22 protein-coding genes are annotated in these 21,220 nt (G+C 75.5%); 20 read left to right on the forward strand and 2 right to left on the reverse strand.

Going from position 1 to position 21,220, the window contains the following annotated elements; genetic code table 11:
* Nucleotides 1–125: 125 nt before the first annotated feature.
* The 9 genes from ACFVUH_RS27720 (at nt 126) to ACFVUH_RS27760 (ending at nt 10,979) form a co-directional block, all read left to right on the forward strand.
* Nucleotides 126–566, forward strand: coding sequence for an SRPBCC family protein (locus tag ACFVUH_RS27720; protein WP_355373574.1), 441 nt, complete (start codon nt 126–128; stop codon nt 564–566).
* Between the two features lie 221 nt (nt 567–787).
* Entirely contained in the window at nt 788–1,945 is a 1,158-nt protein-coding gene (locus tag ACFVUH_RS27725; protein WP_387915986.1) for a glycosyltransferase, read from the forward strand.
* 335 nt (nt 1,946–2,280) lie between these two features.
* Nucleotides 2,281–3,804, forward strand: a complete 1,524-nt coding sequence (locus tag ACFVUH_RS27730) for an exopolysaccharide biosynthesis polyprenyl glycosylphosphotransferase (RefSeq protein WP_387915988.1) — start codon at nt 2,281–2,283, stop codon at nt 3,802–3,804.
* A gap of 8 nt (nt 3,805–3,812) precedes the next feature.
* Nucleotides 3,813–5,132: an O-antigen ligase family protein gene (locus tag ACFVUH_RS27735; RefSeq protein WP_387915990.1), complete on the forward strand. Its 1,320-nt coding sequence runs from the start codon at nt 3,813–3,815 to the stop codon at nt 5,130–5,132.
* Complete coding sequence (locus tag ACFVUH_RS27740; RefSeq protein ID WP_387915992.1) at nt 5,129–6,865, forward strand: lipid II flippase MurJ; 1,737 nt, start codon at nt 5,129–5,131, stop codon at nt 6,863–6,865. Before ACFVUH_RS27735 ends, ACFVUH_RS27740 begins: the two co-directional genes overlap by 4 nt.
* Nucleotides 6,855–7,817, forward strand: a complete 963-nt coding sequence (locus ACFVUH_RS27745) for a polysaccharide deacetylase family protein (protein ID WP_387915993.1) — start codon at nt 6,855–6,857, stop codon at nt 7,815–7,817. Before ACFVUH_RS27740 ends, ACFVUH_RS27745 begins: the two co-directional genes overlap by 11 nt.
* Before the next feature lie 2 nt (nt 7,818–7,819).
* The gene (locus ACFVUH_RS27750) at nt 7,820–8,986 is read left to right on the forward strand and encodes a glycosyltransferase (RefSeq protein WP_387915995.1); all 1,167 of its coding nucleotides are present in this window, start codon (nt 7,820–7,822) and stop codon (nt 8,984–8,986) included.
* A gap of 14 nt (nt 8,987–9,000) precedes the next feature.
* Nucleotides 9,001–9,813, forward strand: coding sequence for a hypothetical protein (locus ACFVUH_RS27755; RefSeq protein ID WP_387915996.1), 813 nt, complete (start codon nt 9,001–9,003; stop codon nt 9,811–9,813).
* Nucleotides 9,810–10,979 (forward strand): GNAT family N-acetyltransferase, encoded by a 1,170-nt coding sequence (locus ACFVUH_RS27760; RefSeq protein ID WP_387915998.1) that lies wholly within the window; start codon nt 9,810–9,812, stop codon nt 10,977–10,979. The genes ACFVUH_RS27755 and ACFVUH_RS27760 overlap by 4 nt, the downstream gene beginning before the upstream one ends.
* A gap of 15 nt (nt 10,980–10,994) precedes the next feature.
* On the opposite strand, the gene ACFVUH_RS27765 is transcribed toward ACFVUH_RS27760, so the two are convergent.
* The gene (locus ACFVUH_RS27765; RefSeq protein ID WP_355373549.1) at nt 10,995–12,125 is read right to left on the reverse strand and encodes a glycosyl hydrolase; all 1,131 of its coding nucleotides are present in this window, start codon (nt 12,123–12,125) and stop codon (nt 10,995–10,997) included.
* A 382-nt stretch (nt 12,126–12,507) separates the two neighbouring features.
* Here ACFVUH_RS27765 and ACFVUH_RS27770 point away from each other — a divergent pair, with 382 nt between their 5' ends.
* The 9 genes from ACFVUH_RS27770 to ACFVUH_RS27810 all read left to right on the forward strand — a co-directional run bounded on the left by ACFVUH_RS27770 (nt 12,508) and on the right by ACFVUH_RS27810 (nt 19,483).
* Nucleotides 12,508–13,440 (forward strand): hypothetical protein, encoded by a 933-nt coding sequence (locus tag ACFVUH_RS27770; RefSeq protein WP_355373546.1) that lies wholly within the window; start codon nt 12,508–12,510, stop codon nt 13,438–13,440.
* A gap of 214 nt (nt 13,441–13,654) precedes the next feature.
* Entirely contained in the window at nt 13,655–15,253 is a 1,599-nt protein-coding gene (locus ACFVUH_RS27775; protein ID WP_355373543.1) for an ABC-F family ATP-binding cassette domain-containing protein, read from the forward strand.
* Between the two features lie 404 nt (nt 15,254–15,657).
* Nucleotides 15,658–15,891: a helix-turn-helix domain-containing protein gene (locus tag ACFVUH_RS27780; RefSeq protein ID WP_350548483.1), complete on the forward strand. Its 234-nt coding sequence runs from the start codon at nt 15,658–15,660 to the stop codon at nt 15,889–15,891.
* Nucleotides 15,892–16,123: 232 nt separating this feature from the next.
* Entirely contained in the window at nt 16,124–16,930 is an 807-nt protein-coding gene (locus ACFVUH_RS27785; RefSeq protein ID WP_387916000.1) for an enoyl-CoA hydratase/isomerase family protein, read from the forward strand.
* Nucleotides 16,931–17,095: 165 nt separating this feature from the next.
* On the forward strand, nt 17,096–17,611 hold the full coding sequence (locus ACFVUH_RS27790; RefSeq protein WP_355374676.1) for an Asp23/Gls24 family envelope stress response protein: 516 nt from the start codon (nt 17,096–17,098) through the stop codon (nt 17,609–17,611).
* Nucleotides 17,612–17,654: 43 nt separating this feature from the next.
* Nucleotides 17,655–17,846, forward strand: a complete 192-nt coding sequence (locus ACFVUH_RS27795; protein ID WP_355374673.1) for a hypothetical protein — start codon at nt 17,655–17,657, stop codon at nt 17,844–17,846.
* The gene (locus ACFVUH_RS27800) at nt 17,846–18,205 is read left to right on the forward strand and encodes a hypothetical protein (RefSeq protein WP_355374670.1); all 360 of its coding nucleotides are present in this window, start codon (nt 17,846–17,848) and stop codon (nt 18,203–18,205) included. The genes ACFVUH_RS27795 and ACFVUH_RS27800 overlap by 1 nt, the downstream gene beginning before the upstream one ends.
* A gap of 34 nt (nt 18,206–18,239) precedes the next feature.
* Nucleotides 18,240–18,842: a DUF6286 domain-containing protein gene (locus ACFVUH_RS27805; RefSeq protein ID WP_387916002.1), complete on the forward strand. Its 603-nt coding sequence runs from the start codon at nt 18,240–18,242 to the stop codon at nt 18,840–18,842.
* Nucleotides 18,839–19,483, forward strand: a complete 645-nt coding sequence (locus tag ACFVUH_RS27810) for an alkaline shock response membrane anchor protein AmaP (protein WP_355374664.1) — start codon at nt 18,839–18,841, stop codon at nt 19,481–19,483. The genes ACFVUH_RS27805 and ACFVUH_RS27810 overlap by 4 nt, the downstream gene beginning before the upstream one ends.
* Nucleotides 19,484–19,499: 16 nt before the next feature.
* Here the strand turns inward: ACFVUH_RS27810 and ACFVUH_RS27815 are convergent, their stop codons facing one another.
* Nucleotides 19,500–20,273 (reverse strand): SDR family oxidoreductase, encoded by a 774-nt coding sequence (locus ACFVUH_RS27815; protein ID WP_387916004.1) that lies wholly within the window; start codon nt 20,271–20,273, stop codon nt 19,500–19,502.
* A gap of 163 nt (nt 20,274–20,436) precedes the next feature.
* Here ACFVUH_RS27815 and ACFVUH_RS27820 point away from each other — a divergent pair, with 163 nt between their 5' ends.
* Together ACFVUH_RS27820 and trxA are read left to right on the forward strand one after the other, a co-directional pair.
* Nucleotides 20,437–20,880, forward strand: a complete 444-nt coding sequence (locus ACFVUH_RS27820) for a MerR family transcriptional regulator (protein WP_387916006.1) — start codon at nt 20,437–20,439, stop codon at nt 20,878–20,880.
* A 3-nt stretch (nt 20,881–20,883) separates the two neighbouring features.
* Nucleotides 20,884–21,216 carry a thioredoxin gene (trxA, locus tag ACFVUH_RS27825; RefSeq protein WP_387916008.1) on the forward strand — a complete coding sequence of 111 codons (333 nt, stop codon included), beginning with the start codon at nt 20,884–20,886 and terminating at the stop codon, nt 21,214–21,216.
* Nucleotides 21,217–21,220 lie beyond the last annotated feature (4 nt).

Below are 21,220 nucleotides of genomic sequence, written 5' to 3' on the forward strand. Positions count from 1 at the left end.
GCGCCGCCCGCCGCCGACGGCCCGCTGTGATTGGCTTGCCGGTACCACCCCGACGACCACCCGGCGCCGGGCGACCGCGAGCCGGGCCACCGGGCGCCGGACGACCGTGACAGGAGAGCACGACCATGGGACAGGTGCAGGCCACCACCGAGCGGGTCTACGACGCGGCCCCCGAGCGGGTGTACGAGGCCCTGGCCGACTACCAGGTGACCCGCCCCAAGCTGCTGCCCGCGCAGTACAGCGAGTACGAGGTCCGGGTCGGCGGCACCGGCGCCGGTACCCAGGTGCACTGGAAGCTGCAGGCCACCGAGAAGCGCATCCGCGACTGCCTGTTCACCGTCTCGGCGCCGCGCCCGGACCAGCTGGTGGAGAAGGACGCCAACTCCAGCATGGTGATCACCTGGACCGTCGCGGCGGCCGGCGAGGGCCGCTCGAAGGTCACCGTCACGGCCACCTGGCAGGGCGCCACCGGCATCGGCGGCTTCTTCGAGCGCACCTTCGCGCCCAAGGGCCTGAACCGGATCCACGACGAGGTGCTCACCAACCTGGCCGCCGTGGTGCGTTAGGCCCTGTCTCTTGGATCCTTGCCGGGGCCGACAAAGTCCAAGAGACAGGGTCTGGCCTCGGCGGGTTCCGGCCTTCCGGATCCCACCCTCAACTCGTCCAGGGATTCGACGAGTTCGTCCACCCGTACGAGCGGCGTGCCGTACGGGTGGACGCCCCGCCACCTGCGGGTGACGACGGCGGCCGGCCGCGGTGCGGCCACCCTAGGCTCGCCGCCGTGCATATGACGATCCTTCACATTTCCCAGCCCGTCGACGGCGGAGTGGCCCGCGTCGTGGTCGACCTGGTCCGCGGCCAGCGCGCGGCCGGCCACCGGGTGCTGGTCGCCTGCCCCGCCGGCGGCCGGCTCGCCGAGGAGGCCGCCGCGGCCGGCGCGCTGGTCCGCGACTGGCCGGCCCGGCGCTCGCCCGGCCCCGCCACCACCGCCGCCGAGGCCTGGCGGGTGCGCCGGATCGTCCGGGCCGCCGGGCCGGACCTGGTCCACCTGCACAGCGCCAAGGCCGGACTGGCCGGCCGGCTGGCCGTGCGCGGCGCGGTGCCGACCGTCTTCCAGCCGCACGCCTGGTCCTTCGCCGCCGTCGACGGCCCGCTCGCCGCGGCCACCCTGCGCTGGGAGCGGTACGCGACCCGCTGGGCGCACCGGCTGCTCTGCGTCTCCGTCCAGGAGCGGGCCGACGGTGTCGCGGCCGGCCTGCACGCCGACTGGGCGGTGGTGCCCAACGGCGTGGACGTGCGCCACTACGCGCCCGCCGACCGCCGGGCCGCCCGGATCGCGCTCGGCCTGGAGCCGGCCGGACCGCTCGCGGTCTGCGTGGGCCGGCTCTGCCGCCAGAAGGGGCAGGACGTCCTGCTCACCGCCTGGCCCGAGGTGCGACGCCGGGTGCCGGGCGCCCGGCTGGCGCTGGTCGGCGGCGGCCCGGAGGAGGCCCGGCTGGCCGCCATGGCCCGGGAGGGCGCCGGGCCGTCCCGGGTCCGGCTGGTCGGCGACGTCGCCGACCCGAGGCCCTGGCTGGCCGCGGCCGACCTGGTGGTGCTGCCCTCGCGCTGGGAGGGCATGGCGCTGGCCCCGCTGGAGGCGATGGCCTGCGCCCGGCCGGTGCTGCTGACCGATGTGCCGGGGGCCCGTGAGTGCCTGCCGCCGTCCGAACGCGCGTCCGCCCTGGTGCCGTCCGAGGACGTGTCCGCACTCATCACCCGAATGGCCGAAGCGCTGTCCGATCCGATCGAATGCGAGCGGCGCGGCACCCGGCTGCGCGAGCACGCCGCGGCCCGTCATGACGTTCGATCGGTCGTCGAACAGGTCGACGCGCTCTACCGTGACCTGCTGGGCGCCGGGCGGGTGCCCGGGCGGCGCCGCGCCCGTGTCCCGCAGCGGATCTGATCGTTTCACATGCCGTGAATGCCCCGCCGCTCCGGCGCTGCCGTATTCGCACCCTCCACCGGTTGTGAGTGTGGGGGCCAAATCGGAAATACCTATTAATGGGCGGCTGGAATGAAACGGCAAGTCAACTTCCAGCATTCAAGCCGGTTTTCGGTAACGTCTGATTATGCCTGCTTCGTTTCGATTTCACGCCGGGAATTCGCGAGAAAACCGAAAGTCGCCAGCGGTAGCAGGTGCTGTCAGGACCGCGCTCACCGGGCCTGGACGGCCACCCCGGGCCATCGGGTACCGGACCGCCGTCACCCCGGGCACACAGCAGGGGAGTTCGTCCGCCGATGACCATTGATCACGACAGCGTGCCACGGCCCGGCCGGACCCTGGCCGGCCCGCGCCGCCCCGCCACCGGGCTGCTCGACCGTCCGACGCACGCCGACCGGATCCGCAGCGCCCCGCCGGTCCACCGGCACCGCCGCCCGGTCCGCGCCCGGCTCGCGCTGCCCGCCGCCCTGGTCGCCGTCGACGCCCTCGCCCTGTGCACCGCCACCGGCACCGCCAACCGCGTGCTCGACCCGGCCGTCCGGGTCGCGCCGCTGCTCGGTGTCGCCGCGCTGCTGCCCCTGCTGATCCTGCTCAACCTGGCCGGCGGCCTCTACCGCACCCGCCTGACCCTCTCCGTGCTCGACGAACTGCCCGCCCTCACCGCGCGGGCACTGGTCGCCGCCGCCTTCGCGATCAGCCTGGCCGGCTGCCTGGAGGGCCACTGGCCCGACTACGGCCCGGCCACCCCGGCCCGGCTCACCCTCCTGCTCGGCACCCAACTGGTGCTCTCCGTCTGCGGTCGCGCCGTCCTCTACCACCTGGTGCGCCGGATCCGCCGCAGCCGCCCCAGCGCCGTCCTGGTGCTCGGCGCCGGCCGGCTCGGCCGCCGGGTCGCCGCCGCCCTCAGCGAGCGCGGCGAGTACGGGATGCGCCCGGTCGGCTTCCTCGACGCCGACCCGCCGCTGCTCGCCGGCGACACCGACCTGCCCGTGCTCGGCGGCCGGGAGGTCCTGGAGCGCGAGGTCCGCCGCCACCGCGTCCAGCACGTGGTCGCCACCGCCGGCGCCGCCGACGAGGCCGAGACCGCCGCCACCCTGCGCGACGCCGCCCGGCTCGGCTGCCAGGTCTGGCTGGTCCCGGCGCTGCGCGAGTACGGCTCGCTCGCCGCCGGGCGGCTGGCCGGCGCCGACCAGCTCTGGGGCTTCCCCTGCCTGCGGGTCGGCCGCGCCGCGATGCGCCGCCCCGGCTGGGCCGCCAAGCGGACCCTGGACGTGACCGCCGCCGCGATCGGCCTGCTGCTGCTCGCGCCGGTGCTCGCCCTGTGCGCGCTCGCCGTCCGCTTCGACACCGGCCCCGGCGTCCTCTTCCGCCAGCAGCGCACCGGGCTCGACGGCCGGGTCTTCACCCTCCTCAAGTTCCGCACCCTGCGGCCGAGCAACGAGCACGAGTCCGCCACCCGCTGGAACATCTCCCAGGACCACCGGATGGGCGCCGTCGGCCGGCTCATGCGCCGCAGCTCCCTCGACGAGCTCCCGCAACTGTGGAACGTGCTGCGCGGCGACATGAGCCTGGTCGGCCCCCGCCCCGAACGCCCCTACTTCGTCATGCGGTTCAGCCAGGCCTACCCCGAGTACGCGGACCGCCACCGCGTCCCGGTCGGCCTCACCGGCCTCGCCCAGGTCAACGGCCTGCGCGGGGACACCTCGATCGAGGACCGGGCCCGCTTCGACAACCGCTACATCGAGAGCTGGAGCCTCTGGCAGGACGTCAAGATCCTGTGCCGCACCGCGGTCCTCATGCTCCACCCGGACGGGAGCTGATCAACTCCGTGGCCCTGACCCTCGCCGCACCCCCGCGCCCCGCCAGGCTGTTACGGCGCGCGGGGGGCGTCGTCCACCGACGCCCCAGCCTGCTGGCCGCCGCCACCGTGCTGCTGGTCTGCGTGCCCACCGGGGAGAAGGACGTCGCCGCCGCCGTCCACGTCACCGCCGCCGACCTCGCCTCGCTCGCCCTGGTCGCGCTCACCGCCGTGAACCTGCTGCGCGGGCGCACCCCCGCGATCGGGCGGGCCGACGCCGTCCGCTTCGGCGCGATCGTGCTGGCCGCCGCCGTCGCGACCGTCGGGTCGATCGACCCGGCGACCAGCCTCACCGGCTTCGTCCGGCTCACCCAGGTCTTCGTGCTCGTCCCGGCCGCCGTGCTGTGCGCCCTGCGCGACCGCACCGACCAGCGGCTCGTGCTCGGCTCCTTCGTGATCGCCGCGCTGATCCAGGGACTGGTCGGCGCCCACCAGTTCCTCACCGGCACCGGCGCCTCCTACACCGGCCGCCCGATCCGCGCCGTCGGCACCTTCGGCGCCCTCGACATCATGGCGATGTCCACCGTCGTCAGCTACGGACTGCTCGCCGCCCTGGCCCTCGCCCTCGCCGAACGCGGGGCCGAGGGCGACGCCCGGCTGCGGCGGGCGCTGTTCGCCGCAGCCGCCTTCCTCACCTTCCCGCTCGCCGTCTCCTTCAGCCGCGGCAGCTGGATCGCCACCGCCGCGGCCGCCGCCGTCCTGCTGCTGCGCGCCGACGCCCGGCTCGCCGTCCGCTCCGCCGTCCTCGGCACGGCTGCCGCCGTCGTCCTGGTCGGCGGGTTCGGCCTCGGCGGCTCCGGCGTCACCGCCCGGCTCACCTCGATCGGCTCCGTCTCCGAGGCCCCCGACCAGTCGGTCTCCGACCGCTACGACCTGTGGGCCACCGCCGGACGGATCTGGCAGGACCACCCCGTCTCCGGCGCCGGCCCCAAGGCCTTCCAGCGACTGCGCGACAGCCACGCCCCGCTGCGGCTCTCCTCCGGCAGCGACGCCGCCGACGCCACCATCGGCTTCCAGCGCGAACCGCTGCTCTCCCCGCACAACATGTACTTCCTGGTGCTCAGCGAACAGGGACTCATCGGCATCGCCGCCTACGGCCTGCTCTTCCTCGGCCTGCTCCTCGGCTGCCTGCGCACCGCCTTCGGCCCCGGCCTCGCCGCCCTCGCCCTGCTCACCTGGGTCCTGGTCGACTTCCTCTACTCCGACATCGGCGGCACCACCACCGTGCTGACCTCCGTCGTCCTCGGCCTCGCCGCCCACGCGGCCCGCCCCCGCGGGGCCGCGGCATGACCACGGACCGGTCCACCGCGCTCAGTTCCGCCCCGCTGCCCGCCCCCCGGCCGGCGCCGGCCGCCGCCGGGCCCGCCGCCGGCCCGCGCCGCGGCTTCCTCGCCAAGGCCTTCGGCGTCACCGCCGTCCTCAGCGCCGCCGGCTCCGCCCTCGGCCTGCTCCGCGACCTCCTGCTCGCCCGCTACTTCGGCGCCAACCAGGGCACCGACGCCTTCCTCGTCGCCTGGACCGTCCCCGAGACCGCGGCGCCGCTGCTCATCGAGGACGCCATGTCCTTCCTCATGGTGCCCGCCTTCGCGCTCGCCCTGGTGCTCCGCGAGGAGCGCCCCGACGGCCCCGACCCGGTCCGCCAACTGGTCCGCGCCACCCTGCCCTGGCTGCTGCTCGCCCTGTCCACCCTCTCGCTGGGCGCCGCGCTCGGCGCCCCCCGGCTCGTCGACCTGCTCGCCCCCGGCCTGGCCGACCCCGGGCTCGCCGTCACCTGCACCCGGATCACCGCGATCACCGTGCTGCCGTTCGGCGTGGCCGGCTACCTCGCCGCCGCGCTGCGCGCCCACCACCGGTTCACCGCGCCGGCCGGCATCTACGTCGCCTACAACCTCGGCATCCTCGGCGTGCTGCTCACCTGCCACGCGCTGTGGGGCGTGCGCGCCGCCGCGATCGGCGTGGCCTTCGGCAGCCTGCTGATGGCCGGCCTGCTGGTCGGACCGTTCCTGCGCCGGCTGCGGGCGGGCACCGGACGACCCGGCCGCGCCGCCCGCCGCTCCCGCAACGCCCTGGTGCTGATCCCGCTCGCCCTGCTGCCGGTCGGCGTGTTCACCCTGACCCGCCAGGCCCAGGTCTTCATCGAGCGGTTCCTCGGCTCGGCGCTGCCGCCCGGCACCATCTCGCACCTCAACTACGCCGCCAAGGTCTCCCAACTGGCCATGACCGCCGGGATCCTGATCTGCACCGTGACCTTCCCGCTGGTCGCCCGGGCGCTCGCCGCCGGGGACCTCACCGCCGCCCGCGACCGGGTGGAGAAGGACCTCGGCCAGGCGGCGGCCGTCGTCCTGCTCGGCACCGCCTTCCTGATGGCCTGCGCCCCCTCGGTGGTCGCGCTGCTCTTCGAACGCGGCGCCTTCGGCCCCCGCGACACCGCCGCCACCGCCGCCGTCATCCGGGTCTACAGCTTCGGGCTGCTCGCCCAGACGCTGATCGGCGTGATGATCCGCCCCTACTTCTCGCTGCGCCCGGTGGTCCGCCGGGCCGGCGACCCCCGTCCCGAGGACGGCGGCCGCCGGCTGCTCGACTGGTACCCGGCCGCCGCCATGGCGCTCGGCCTGGTCGTCACCGTCGTCGTCGGAGTGCTCGCCACCCCCCGGTTCGGCGCCCTCGGCCTGGCCGCCGGCAACGCGGCCGGCATCACCGGCACCGCGGCACTGCTGCTGCACGGCCTGGTCCTGCGCGGCATCCCGCTGCGGCTGCGGCGGGTCCTCGGCGGCCACGCCCGGCTGCTGGCCACCGCCGCCGGCGCCGCCGCGCTCGGCACGCCCGCCGCCCGCCTCGCCGCCGACCCCCTACTGTCCACCGCGCTCGGCGGCCTCACCGTCGCGCTGGCCTTCGCCGCCCTGGGCACCGGCCTCGGTGCCCGCGAGGTGCGCGGTCCGGTCCGTGCCGCCCTCCGGGTCCTGGGGCCGGTCCCCGGCCCGTCACCTGTCGCCGATGAAGGGAAGCCTCCCCATGGATGCTGAACGGGGATCAGTCCGGTCGTTCCCGTCGGGCGCACGCCGCCCCGCCGCGCCGGCGGCCGGCGGTCGGCGCACCGAGCCACCGCGCACCGAACCACCACGTGCCGACCCGCCACGGACCGGCACGCCGCGCTCCGGCAGCCGCAGACCGCCGACCCACCTGCCCAGAAGCCGGCGCCCGCTGCCCGGGACGCCGGTCACCGACACCACCTCGCCGTGGATCCTGATGTACCACTCGGTGGCCGTCGAGAAGGAGGACCCGTACCAGCTGACCGTCAGCCCCGAACGGTTCGCCGAGCAGATCGCCTGGCTGCACCGGCGCGGATGGCGCGGGGTCTCGGTCCGGGAGCTGATGCGGGCCAGGGCGGCCGGGCGGGCCGACAAACTGGTCGGCCTCACCTTCGACGACGGCTACGCCGACTTCGCCCGCTACGCCGTGCCGATCCTCCAGGCGTACGGCTTCGCCGCCACCGCGTACGTGGTCGCCGACCTGCTCGGCCGCGCCAACGACTGGGACACCGAGGGCCCCCGGAAGACCCTGCTCACCGTCCAGGAGGTCACCGACCTCGCCGCCGCGGGCTGGGAGATCGGCTCGCACGGCCTCGGCCACCGGGCGCTGGCCGGACTGCCCGCCGATGTGCTCGCCGCCCAGACCCGGGAGAGCCGGCGCGTCCTGGAGGACGCGGTCGGCGGCCCGGTCACCGGCTTCTGCTACCCGTACGGCGCCGTCGACCAGGCCGCCACCCAGGCCGTCCGGGACGCGGGCTACGACTACGCCTGCGCGATCGCGCACTCCCCGCTCACCGGCCGGTACGCCCTGCCGCGCTGCTACGTCGGCGACCGCGACGGTGCCTGGCGCCTGCGCGCCAAGCGTGGCCGCCACCGTCTGCGGGACACCGTCGCCGACCTCCGCCAGCGCCTCGCCGAACCCGAGAACCGGCCCGGGGCCAGGTAGCGGTGAGGATCCTGCACATCGTCACCGGGTTGGCGTCCGGTGGGGCGGAGCGCCAGCTCCAGCTGCTGCTCCGCCATCTGCCGCCCCACCAGCACTGCGAGGTGCTGGCGCTGACCAACCCCGGTGCGGTGGCCGCCGCGCTGCGCGCCGAGGGCGTCACCGTTCACCACCTCGGTATGCGCGGCAACCGGGACGTCGGCGCGCTGCCCCGGCTGGCCCGCCGGGTCCGGGCCGGGCGCTACGACCTGGTGCACACCCATCTCTACCGGGCCGGGCTGTACGGCCGGCTCGCCGCCCGGCTGGCCGGGGTGCGGGCGGTGGTCGCCACCGAGCACTCGCTGCACCCCGGGGTGATCGAGGGCCGGCCGGTCACCCGCGGCGTCAAGGGTCTCTACCTGGCCGGCGAACGCCTCGGCACCACCACCGTCGCGGTCTCCCGGCAGGTGGCCCAGACCCTGCACGCCTGGGGCGTCCCCCCGGCCAGGGTCGAGCTGATCCCGAACGGCATCGACGCCGCCCGCTACCGGCGTCCGCCCGCCGACCGGGCCGCCACCCGGGCCCGGGTGCGCGCCGAACTCGGCCTGCCGCAGGGGAGCCGGGTGATCGGCGGGATCGGCCGGCTGGTCCCGGGCAAGCGCTTCCACGTTCTGCTGGAGGCGCTGGCCGGGCTGGACGGCGCGGCCCGCCTGGTGCTGGTCGGCGAGGGCCCCGAGCGGTCCGCCCTGGAGCGGCGGGCCGCCGGCCTCGGCGTCCGCGACCGCCTGGTGTTCACCGGCGAGCGCGACGACGTGCCCGACCTGCTCACCGCCCTGGACGTGCTCGCCGCCCCCTCCACCGAGGAGACCTTCGGCCTCGGGGTGCTGGAGGGGCTCGCGGCCGGCCTTCCGGTGCGGCACAGCGCCTGTCCGGCGCTGGACGAACTTCCGCCCGGCGCCGCCCCGCAGGCCCGCCGGATCCCCTCCGAGGCCGCCGCGTACACGGCCGCGCTGCGCGAGCTGTGCGGCCTCGGCGCGCCCGGCCCCGACCCGCTGCCCCGGCCCGCCGCGGTCGGCCACTACGACATCGTCCGGGTGGCCGCCGAGCTCGGCGCCCTCTACGACCGGCTGGCCCGGGGCCGGGCCGGGCGCAACCCCGCAGACGCCGGGCCGCCGGCCGGGCGGCCCTCATAGTCAAGGAGTCCCCCATGACCGAAGCGATCAGAAGTGCCCGCCGGCTGGTCGGCCGCTGGTGGCCGGTGGTCCTCGCGGTGCCGCTGGGCGCCGTCGCCGGCGCCGGGTACGCCCTCGTCGCCCACCCCTCGTACGCCGCCAACTCCTATGTGATCGTGGTGCCCGAGACCCAGGGCGAGGGCGCCACCGCGGTGAGCTTCGCCCAGGCGTACGGCCGGCTGGCCGGCCAGCCGCAGGTGCTCGCGGCGGCCGCCGCCGAGACCGGGCACGGGCTGGGCAAGCTGCAGTCCCTGGTGCACGGCACCACCTCGCCGGACGCCCCGATGATCGAGATCACCGGGACCGGACCCCGGCCGGAGGAGGCCGTCCGGGCGGCGGACGCGGTGGCCCGCTCGCTGGTCGCCTTCGCCAACAGCAGCAGCAGGGAGAGCGGCGTGCGGCTGGTCCCGCTGGCCGCCGCCGCGGAGCCCGCCAAGCCGACCACGCCCTCGGGCAGGCTGGACGTCGCGGTCGGCGGCGCGGCCGGGGTGCTGATCGGGGCACTGGTGATGATGACCCGCCGCCGGAACACCGCGTCCGCCGACGGGGAGGCGCCCGCCGAGTCCGTCGCGCCGGTCGAGACGGCCGGGCCCGTCGAGTCGCCTGCGCCTGCCGAGTCCGAGGTGCCGGCCGGGCCCGCCGGCCGGGAGGTGCCCACCGCGACCGCCCCGCGCCCGCGTGCCGCCGAGCCGGCGAAGTCCGCGCCGGTGACCTCCGAGCCCGCGGAGCCGGAGCCCGCGGAGCCGGAGCCCGTCAAGGCCAAGGCGCCCGTCCGGAGCGGGCGATGAGCACCGGGGCCGTCACCTCCGCCACCGGCCTCCCCGCCCAGCCCCGCGCCGCCGCGCGCTGGACCACCGAACTGCGCCGCGAGGACGACGCCCTCGATTCCCTGGCCGAGGAGTGGGACGGTCTGGTCGCCCGCTGCGCGACGGCCACCTTCTTCCAGTCCGCCGCCTGGCAGTGCTCCTGGTGGCGCCAGTACGGCAGCCCCGGCGCCCTGCTGCTGGTCCTGGTGCGCCGGGACGGCCGGCTGGTCGGTGCGGGCGCCTTCCGCCGGCGCGGCGGCCCGTTCGGCGGTCTGACCGGCCTGGGCGCCGGGCTGATCGACTTCACCGACGTCCTGCTCGACGACGACTGCGCCGAGCGCGCCGCCGCCGAGTTCGCCGCCGCCCTCCCGCTCGACCGCCCGTGGCACAGCCTGGAGTTGCGCGAGGTGCGTCCCGAGGCCGCCGTCCAGCGGGTCTTCGAGCAGTGGCGCGGCCGGCGCAGCCGGTTCACCGACTCGCTCTGCCAGTACCTGCCGGCCGCCCCGATGGACCAGCTGCTCAAGCGGGTCCCGGGCAGGACCGCCCAGCGCAGCCGGGTCAAGCTGCGCAAGATCGCCGAGTCGGGCGTCGAGGTGCGGGCGACGGGCCCGGAGGAGGTGCCGGAGGCGCTGGACGCGCTGCTGCGGCTGCACTTCCTGCAGTGGCAGGAGCGCGGCGTGACCCCGGAGCACCGCACCGAGCGGTTCCGCCGCCACCTCGCCGAGTCCACCGCCGGGCTGGTCGCCACCGGCCGCGCGGCCGTCCACCGGTTCTGGCTGGACGGCGAACTGGTCGCCGTCGACCTGGTGCTGCTCTGCCCGTCCTTCAGCGGCCTCTACCTCTACGGCGCGCACCCGGGGCTCCGGGAGCGGCTGGACATCGCGGGCCTGCTGTTCGGCGCCGCGCTGGACGAGACGCTCGGCGCCGGGATCCCGGTGATAAGCCTGCTGCGCGGCCAGGAGCCGTACAAGCAGCGCTGGCGTCCGGACCAGCTGCCCAACCAGCGGCTGCTGTTCGGCCCGCGCGGCGCGGCCCCGGCGGCCGCGGCCCGGAGCGGGGCGGTGCGTGCCCGGCGGGCGGCGGTGCGCCTGCTCGCCTCCCGGGCGCCGCGGCTCAAGGAGGCGCTCGCCGCCCGTCGCCGCGACTGACCCCGTCCGCCCCCGCTACCGCTGCCCGGGCATCACCGGCGCGGCGGGGGCGGTGGGGGCGACCGGCGCGGTGGGGGCCGTCGGAGCCGTCGGCAGGGCCGGCTCCGGGGCGCCCTGCGAGCCCGTCATCAGCTGCCGGTAGCGGGCGCTGGAGCGCGGGTTGCGGTCGCACTGCCAGAAGCCGTGCGGACAGTAGTCGGTGACGGTCTGGTACGCGGTGTCGTGGGTGCGGATCCACTCCACCATCCGCTGCACGAACTCCGGGTTGTCCCCGTTGCGGAACAGCCCCCACTCCGGGTACGAGACCGGCTTGCCGCGCTTGGCCGCGAACTCGACCTGGTCCTGCAGTCCGTACGGCTCGCGCACGTAGTCGTCGAAGGTGCCGCCGGCCGGCTGGTCGTAGTTGTCCATGCCGATGATGTCGACCATGTCGTCGCCCGGGTAGCACTTGGTCCACGGGATCGCGTCCAGCCCGCGGTTGGGCGCGAAGTCGAAGCGGAAGCGCTGCCCGGGCACCGAGCGCATCACCGTGACGATCCGCCGCCAGTAGGTCTTCCAGGCGGTCGGGTCGGGCTTGCAGCGGTGGGTGTAGGTGACGCCGTTCATCTCCCAGCCGAGGGTGATCACGGTGTCCGCGCCGCCGAGGGCGACCAGTCGGCGGGCGAGGGTGAGGAAGTGCCGGTCGTAGTCGCCGCGGGCGCCCTGGCCGAGCAGCCGGGCCACCTCGCCGTCCGGCACCTCCGCCTCGTTCGGCACCAGCATCGGCACGCCGAGCACGAGCATCCGGGACGGGTCGGTCTGCCTCCACTGCGACCACATGGCGAGCACCGCCGGCTCGCCCTCGATGTCCGCCCAGCCGTTGCCCGCCAGATAGGTGTGGCCGACCTGGAGGTTGGCGTCGCCCAGCCACTGCGCGTACCGGCCGATCTGCGGGATGTAGCTGTCCCAGGAGCCGACGAAGGCCCCGAACGGCGGCTCGTGCGCCGGGCGCTGGACCGGCGGGCGGGGGGCGGCGCCGCGCGGTGCGACGGCGTCGGAGGAGAGGGCGTGCCGCTCGGTCTGGCCCAGCGGTGTCCCGGCCGGGACGCTGGCGGTGGTGAGCAGCAGCAGGGTGGCGGCGGCGAGCGCCAGGCGGCCGAATCGCATGGTGTCTCCTCGGGCGGCGCCCCGGACAGGTGCCACGGGCTGGGCGGAGCAGGACGGGGCGGGGAGGGGCACGCACGGTGCCGGCCCCGTCGCCGACAGTAGGACGCCCGGGCGAGGAAATGCCGGATGTCACCCTAAAGTGGGCGATATTCGAACGTCGTCGCCGTGTGCCGTGTATCACCTCCGTAACGGTCCTGGCGCCCCTGGGAGCCCTACCGCGGCGCCGTCCTGCCGGGCCCGCGGCGGCCGGAGGGGGCCCGACGGCGCAGGTCGCCGGGCGGTCGCGCGCGGGGCGCGGGGAACCGGCGGGCGGGGTTCGGCCGTTCGGCCCTACGGGAAAGTCCGGCTGACTCGCGCGGGCGGCGAAAGGTACGCTCCGCCCGTGTCCTGGAAGTCGCGCGCCCTCAGCCCCCGATCGATCCTCCCTGCCCTGGCGGTGCTGGTGGTCCTTGTGGCGGGCGCCGCCGCGCACGCCAACAAGCCGGTCCCGTTCGGCGACCGGGTGGCCGCCAAGGGCGCCGCGGACGCGAGCGCGGACCCCACCGCCTCCCTGGACGCGGCCGCCCTGGACCTGCGGGTGGGCCCGGGCCTGGAGGCGTACCACCGGGACACCGGCGAGCACGCCTGGTCGTACCACCGGGAGGGCGCCACCGCGCTCTACCTCTCGATGGCCGGGGAGAACGCCGTGGTGGTCTGGGACGACGGCCTGGTCACCTCGGTGCGGCCGGGCGACCAGCAGGTGCGCTGGCACCGCGCGGTGCCCGGGCTGGCCGACTGGCTGCGCGGCGCGGGCGAGCCCGGCGCCGACAAGCGCACCGAGGAGCAGCGCAAGCAGCTGGCCACCGAGCGGGCCGCGGCCTCGCTGCACACCGTCCGGGAGTCCACGCCCTGGGTGGCGGTGGTCACACCGGAGCTGACGATGGGTTTCCGGGACGCCGACGGTGACCTGCGCTACAACTCCAAGCCGCCCGGCAGCTGCGTCTACGACCCGGTGGGCACGGTGGCCACCGACTACGCGGTGCTGGTACCGCGCAACTGCACCAACGGCAGCGGGCAGCCGGTCTCCGGCGGGATCTCCGGCTACCGGCTGGACAGCACCGGCTGGCAGCTCAACGCCGGTCCGGGGGTGTCGATGAAGGCGCTGGACGGGCGCCGGGTGCTGATCTCGGACGGGCCGATCGTCACGCCCAGGGTCTTCGACACCTGGGCGGCGGCGCCCGAGGCGGCCTGCGGCAGCGCGGCCGAGCCGTTCGCGGCCGTCCGTCCGGTCACCGGCTGCGCCGGTGAGACGGCGCGGGAGGCGCGGGAGCAGTAGTCGCGGGGTCGCGGGGTACGCCGGTCGGGTAATTCTCCGGGGTCGCTCGTGCGGCCCGCTAGACTTGCCGGCATGGCTGATTTCTCCGGGGTGTGACGGGCGAGCGGCGCCGCCCCCCGCGCGGTTCCCGCAGAGCCCCGTCGACGACCCCCTTCCCGTCCCGGGTCCGGACCTGTCCGGTCGCCCGCCCACGTCCCAGGAGTAGTACCCAGCCATGATTTCCGCCAACGGCCTCGAACTGCGTGCCGGCGCCCGGATCCTGATCGAGTCCGCGAGCTTCAAGGTCGCCCCCGGTGACCGGATCGGCCTGGTCGGGCGCAACGGCGCCGGGAAGACCACGCTCACCAAGGTGCTGGCCGGCGAGGGCATCCCGGCGGCGGGCACGGTGACCCGCTCGGGCGAGGTCGGCTACCTGCCGCAGGACCCGCGCACCGGCGACCTCGACGTGCTCGCCAAGGACCGCATCCTCTCCGCCCGCGGCCTGGACAGCGTGCTGCGCAAGATGCGCGAGAACGAGGAGCGGATGGCGAACGGCAAGGGCGCCACCCGTGACAACGCGATGAAGAAGTACGCGCGCCTGGAGACCGAGTTCCTCACCAAGGGCGGGTACGCCGCGGAGGCCGAGGCCGCCACCATCGCCGCCGCGCTGGGCCTGCCGGACCGCATCCTCAACCAGCAGCTGCACACCCTCTCCGGTGGTCAGCGCCGCCGCGTCGAGCTGGCCCGGATCCTGTTCTCGGACTCCGACGTGCTGCTGCTCGACGAGCCGACCAACCACCTCGACGCCGACTCGATCGCCTGGCTGCGGGACTTCCTGAAGACCTACAAGGGCGGCTTCATCGTCATCTCGCACGACGTCGACCTGGTCGAGACGGTCGTCAACAAGGTCTTCTACCTGGACGCCAACCGCTCCGCCATCGACGTCTACAACATGGGCTGGAAGCAGTACCAGCAGCAGCGCGAGGACGACGAGAAGCGCCGCAAGCGCGAGCGGGCCAACGCGGAGAAGAAGGCCGCCACGCTGAACGCGCAGGCGGACAAGATGCGCGCCAAGGCGACCAAGACGGTGGCCGCGCAGAACATGGCCCGCCGGGCGGAGAAGCTGCTGTCCGGTCTGGAGACGGTGCGGGCCAACGACAAGGTCGCCAAGCTGCGCTTCCCGGACCCGGCGCCGTGCGGCAAGACCCCGCTGACCGCCAGCGACCTGTCCAAGTCCTACGGCTCGCTGGAGATCTTCGCCGGCGTCGACCTGGCGATCGACCGCGGTTCGCGGGTCGTCGTGCTGGGCCTCAACGGCGCGGGCAAGACCACCCTGCTGCGGATGCTGGCCGGGGTGGAGAAGCCGGACACCGGCGAGGTGATCCCGGGCCACGGCCTGAAGATCGGCTACTACGCCCAGGAGCACGAGACCCTGGACGCGGAGCGCACGGTCCTGGAGAACATGCGCTCGGCGGCGCCGGACATGGACCTCGTCCAGGTCCGCAAGATCCTCGGCTCCTTCCTGTTCTCCGGGGACGACGTCGACAAGCCGGCCGGGGTGCTCTCCGGCGGCGAGAAGACCCGGCTCGCGCTGGCCACCCTGGTGGTCTCCAGCGCCAATGTGCTGCTGCTGGACGAGCCGACCAACAACCTGGACCCGGCCAGCCGCGAGGAGATCCTCGGCGCGTTGCACGAGTTCTCCGGGGCGGTCGTGCTGGTCACCCACGACGAGGGCGCGGTCGACGCGCTCCAGCCGGAGCGGATCATCCTGCTCCCGGACGGTGTCGAGGACCTCTGGAGCCCGGCCTACGCCGACCTGGTCACGCTGGCCTGATCCCGGCCGGCCTGATCGTGCTCTCCCGGAGGCCCGGTCGTCCGTACGGACGACCGGGCCTCCGGCTTCCCGCCCGGCCGGCCGTAGACGTGCCCTCCGATTTTTGGGCCAGAAAAACTAGTCCTTTCGGCGTGTCCGGGAATGAAGAGGTCCCGCATTCCGTTTGAGGAGCTTCCGTCGGCCCACCACCCGATCGTGGCCGGACCCACGCTGCTGATCAGCCCTTTCGCGTCGAACGGCGGTGCGTCCCCGGGGGCGTGCACTCAGCGTGAGCGCCCTTGTGCGCTCGGATCACCACCGCAGGACCGCCCGTTGCGGACATGGACCTTGTCGAATGGGTGGCCAGGACGCGGTGGATGGGTGATCATGGGAATCTGACCGAGCAACGCTACGAGGAGGCACGGGTGGCCGAGACTCTGAAAAAGGGCAGCCGGGTGACCGGTGCCGCGCGTGAGAAGCTCGCGGCCGATCTCAAGAGGAAGTACGACTCCGGGGCGAGCATTCGTGCCCTCGCGGAGGAGACCGGTCGTTCCTACGGCTTCGTGCACCGCATGCTGAGCGAGTCCGGGGTGATTCTCCGGGGCCGCGGCGGTGCCACGCGGGGCAAGAACAAAGCTCCTGCTGGAGCTGGTTCCTGACGCTCCGTCAATCCACTGGACGGATGACTCGGCGGCAGGGCGCCGACCGGGGGGACGACCGTTGATCGTCCGCCCCCGGCCCGGGCGAACCGGCCGCCGATCGTCATGTCGCGACCGCGCGCAGACCCGGCCGCCCGTCGCCGCGAGGTGTCCGGCGGCCACCCCCTGCCGTCGTGCCGCCAGTTTTGTTACTCTCCGGTAGCCAAGCACCCTCGCCACCGGAGGTTCCCGCATGACCGCTCCCGCCGCCGATCCGCAGACCCCGCACCGGGAGCAGGACGGCGTCCGCCTGGAGATCGACGGCGAACTCGCCGTCGTCACCCTCTGTCAGCCCAAGCGGCGCAACGCCCAGTCGCCCGCCCTGTGGCGCGCCCTCACCGCCATCGGCCGCGAGCTGCCCGGAACCGTCCGGGTGGTGCTGCTCCGCGCCGAGGGCGTCTCCTTCTCCGCCGGCCTCGACCGCGCGATGTTCACCCCCGAGGGCATCCCCGGCGAGCCCAGCTTCCTCCGGCTGGCCGCCGCCGGCGACAAGGAGCTCGACGAGACCATCGCCGGCTACCAGGAGGCCTTCACCTGGTGGCGCCGCCCCGACGTGCTCACCGTGGCCGCCGTCCAGGGCCACGCCGTCGGCGCCGGTTTCCAGCTCGCCCTCGGCTGCGACCTGCGGGTGGTCGCCGAGGACGTCCAGTTCTCCATGAAGGAGACCTCGCTCGGCCTCGTCCCCGACCTCGCCGGCACCAAGCCGCTGACCGAACTCGTCGGCTACGCCAGGGCACTGGAGATCTGCGCCACCGGCCGCTGGGTCGGCGCCGAGGAGGCCACCGCGATCGGCCTGGCCAACCTCGCCGTCCCGGCCGCCGAGCTGGACGCCGCCGCCCGCGACCTCGCCGCCGCCCTGCTCGCCGCCCCGCGCAACGCGGTCATCGAGACCAAGGCGCTGCTGCAGGGCGCCGCCGGCCGCTCCTACGACGAGCAGCGTTCGGCCGAACGGGCGGCGCAGGCCCGCCGGCTGCGCGACCTCGCCGGCCTCGGCGACTGACCGCCCGCCGCCGCGCCGGGAGGCCCGGCCCCGTGGGGAGCACCCACCGGGCCGGGCCTCCCGGCGTTCGGGCCTTCCGGCTGCTCCGGGGGCGGGATTCGTGGCGAAATGCCAGAGTTGGAGCGATTTGCGATATAGCTGGAGCCGCACGACGGGAGATGAGCCATGCCTGACACTCCGACGCCCGCCACCCTGCACAAGAACGCCCCGCACGCCCACGCCGCCGCTCCCGCCTCCCCGGCGAGTTCGGAGGCCGGGCACGCGGTCGGCGAGCGCGGCCGCACCGCCCTGGCGGTCGGCGTGGTCGAGAAGATCGCCGGGATGGCCGCGCGCGAGGTCAGCGGCATCCACGCCCTCGGCTCCGGCCTCGCCCGCACCTTCGGCGCGATGCGGGACCGGGTCCCCGGCGGGCGCGGCAGCGTCGGGCGCGGCATCAAGGCCGAGGTGGGGGAGAAGCAGACCGCCATCGACATCGCGCTGGTCGTCGAGTACGGCGTCGTCATCCCCGAACTCGCCCGTCAGGTGCGGGAGAACATCATCGACGCGGTCGAGCGGATGACCGGACTGGAAGTCGTCGAGGTCAACATCGCCGTCAACGACGTCCACCTGCCCGACGAGCCCGACGTCGAGGAGGAGGAAGAGGAGGAGCCCTCCTCCGGGCAGCGGCCCAAGCTGAAGTAGCCGGGAAGAACAGTCGGCGGCGGTGGAAGACGAGGTGGAACGGATGAGCCTGGCCATCGTCGGCCTGGTGGTGGGCATGGCCCTCGGGTTCGCGGGGTACTTCGGCGGCTTCGCGGCGTTTCTGCTGGTGGCGGCGCTCGGGGTGGTCGGATTCGTGGTCGGCCGGCTGCTGGAGGGCGACATCGAACCCGGCGAGCTCGGCGACCTGCTGCGCGGCCGCGACCGGCGCCGCTGATGGCGGCCCTCGCCCCGGCGCCCGCCCACCGGGAACCCGGTGCCCGTGGCCGGCTGCGGATCGCCGACCGCGTCTACGCCCGGATCGCCGCCCGCGCCGCCCGCGAGGCGCTCGCCGACGCCTGGCACGGCCGGACCGTGCGCGGCGGCCCGCCGAAGGTCTCGGTCACCGGCCCCGCCACCCCGGGCACCCCCGTCACCGTCCGGGTCTCCGCCGACCTCCCCTTCCCGGCCGACCTCGCCGCCCTCGCCCGCGCCGTCCGCGACCGCGTCGCCGCCGACATCCGCACCCTGACCGGCGCCCGGGTGGGCGAGGTCGTGGTGGTGGTCGAGCGCCTGGTGGCGGAGGCCGCCCGGTGAGGGCGCGGGCCGGGGCGGTGGCGGAGGGGGTGCGGTGAGCGCGGGGGAGGGCGGCTCCGAGCCGGGGGTGGGGAAGGTGCGGCGGCCACGGGCACTGCGGACCACGGCGGCCGCGGTGGTGGCCACCGTGCTGCTGGTGGCGGCCGGGGCGCTGCTCTACGACGTGATCGCCGTCCGGACCGGGCACCGGGCCCGGCAGTGGCGGGCGGAGCTGGCCGAGGAGCTCGCCACCCGGCACCTGGACGACCTGGCCGTGCTGCTCGGCGCCGGCGCGGGCGTGCTGCTCGGCGGTTGGCTGCTGTGGCTCGCCCTCGCGCCCGGCCTCGGCCGCTGGCTGCCGCTGCGCCCGCACGGGGACACCGCGGCGGCGATCGACCGCTCCGGGGTGGCGGCCCTGCTGGCCGACCGGGCCGCCGGGCTGCCGGGCGTCGAGCACCTGCGGGTGCGGGTCAGCCGGCGCCGGGTGCGGATCAGGCTCGTCGGCCCCGCCGACCCGGCCTCGGTGCAGCGCCGGCTGCGCGAGGAGCTGGCGGCGGTCACCCTGGCCCGGCCGCTGCGGCTGGAGGTGCGGACGGCCGGCCGCCGCGGACGGGCGAAGCCGACGGCGGACACCGCGGCGGACGGGGGCACCGGGTGAACCGGGGAACGGTCAACCGGCTGCTGCTGGGCGTGGTCGGGCTGGTGCTGCTGGCGGCCGGGGCGCTGGTGCTGGCCGGCGGGCTCGACCTCTACGGGCACCTCGGCGTCGACCCGCCGTCCTGGTGGCCGCTCACCTCGCCCGACCAGCCGGTGCTGAGCGCGAGCTCGCGCACCCGGTGGGCCGGCTCCGCGTGGTGGTGGCCGGTGGTGATCACCGGGCTGGCGGTGGTGGCCGCGGGCACCGCCTGGTGGCTGGTGGCCCAGCTGCGTCGCAGCGGTCCGACGACCGTGGCGCTGCCGACGCCGGGGGCGCCGGGCCTGCGGCTGCGGCTGCGCACCAGGGCGCTGGAGGAGGCGGTGGAGAGCGGCGCCGTCGAGCTGCCGGAGGTCGAGCGGGTGGGCGTCCGGCTGGTGCGCGGAGCGCGGCACCCGCGGCTGCGGGCGGCCGTCCGGATGACCCCGGGCGGTGATCCGGCCGCGCTCGCCGAGCACTTCGAGACCGGCCCGCGCGCCGGGGCGCTGACCAGTCTGGGGCTGCCGGACCTGCCCGCCGACCTGCGGATCCGGGTGATCGCGGCCCGCCCGGAGGTCACCGGGCGGCGCCGCCGTCGCCGCGGCCGGCAGCCGCGGGTGGTCTGACGCCGCCCGGCGCCGCTCAGAGGCCGCGCAGCGCGCCGCCGTCCACCGGGACCATCACCCCGGTGAGGTAGGAGGCGGCGGGGGAGAGCAGGAAGGCGGCGACCTTGCCGAACTCCTCGGGGGTGCCGTAGCGGCCGAGCGGGATGTCGGCGCTGTGCCGGGCGCGGGCGGCCTCGACGTCGCCGCCGAGGGCGTCGAGCTCGCGCACCCGGTCGGTGTCGATCCGGGCCGGCAGCAGGCCGACCACCCGGATGCCGCGCGGGCCGAGTTCGTCGGCGAGCGACTTGGCGGCCATCGCCAGGCCCGGGCGCAGACCGTTGGAGATGCCGAGGCCCGCGATGGGCTGGCGGACCGAGCCGGAGAGCACGAAACCGATCACGCCGCCCTCGCCGAGCACCGCGGCGGCGGCGCGGGCGATCCGCAGGGCGCCCAGGAAGACCGACTCGAAGGCGTCCCGCCAGGCCTCCTCGGGGGCGGTGGCGACCGGGCCGGCCTGCGGCCCGCCGACGCTGATCAGCACGCCGTCCAGCCGGCCGAACCGCTCGACGGCCGTCGCGACCAGCCGCTCGGCGGTCGCCGGGTCGCCGTTGTCGGCCACCAGCCCGTGCACCGCCTCCGCTCCGCCGCCGAGCGCGGCGAGCTCGGCGACGGCCGCCTCCACGGCCTCCGGCTTGCGGCCGGTGACCAGCACCCGGGCGCCGTCGGCGGCGAGCTCGCGGGCGGTGGCCAGGCCCAGGCCCCGGGTCGCGCCGGTGACCACGTACACCTTGTCCTGCAGTCCAAGATCCATGGAGTCATCCTGCCGCGTCGGCCCCGGCGGTGCGCAGCGGCCCCCGCGCGGCGCGCCCGGCTCGGCCGGCCCGGTGCGTCGGCGCTGGCGTTGACGTGCGCGTCAAGGTCTACCGTCGTTCCCGGCGGCGTTCGAACGGCTGCCGGAAGGGCAGGGTCCGGACATGCGGATCGGTGAACTGGCGAAGCGGGCGGGGACGACCACCCGGGCACTGCGGTACTACGAGCAGCTCGGGCTGCTGCCCGCCCGGCGGGCCGGCAACGGGTACCGCGCCTACGGGGAGGCGGACCTGCGGCTGCTGCGGCAGATCCGCACCCTGCAGGACTTCGGCTTCGGCCTGGAGGAGACCAGGCCGTTCGTCGAGTGCCTGCAGGCGGGTCATCCGCACGGCGACTCCTGCCCGGCCTCGCTGGAGGTCTACCGGAAGAAGCTGTCCGAGCTGGACGAGTGCATCGCCCGGCTCCAGGAGGTCAGGACCCGGGTCTCCGAGCAGTACGCCCGGGCCGAGCGGGAGCGCGACGCGCTCGCCGCGGGGGCCGCCTCGGAGCCGCCGCAGTGCGAGTGGGCCGCAGCCGCGGTCCACGACCGGGACGAGTGGGAGAGGTAGGCCATGGTGCAGATCGCAGGGGTGGCGGCGGTGACGGACGAGAGCTTCGCCGCCGAGGTGCTGGCGGCCGAAGGGCCGGTACTGGTGGACTTCACGGCGGACTGGTGCCCGCCGTGCCGGCAGATGGCGCCGGTGCTGGCGGAGCTGGCCCGGGAGGAGGCGCACCGGCTGACGGTGGTCAGCCTGGACGTCGACCACAATCCGCAGACCCAGGCGGCGTACGGGGTGCTGTCCATGCCGACGCTGATGGTGTTCCGCGGTGGCGAGCCGGTGAAGTCGGTGGTCGGGGCCCGGGCCAAGGCCCGGCTGCTGCGCGACCTGGACGACGTGCTCTGACGGT

It is taken from the genome of Kitasatospora sp. NPDC058032 (genome assembly GCF_042885845.1).
GTDB lineage: Bacteria > Actinomycetota > Actinomycetes > Streptomycetales > Streptomycetaceae > Kitasatospora.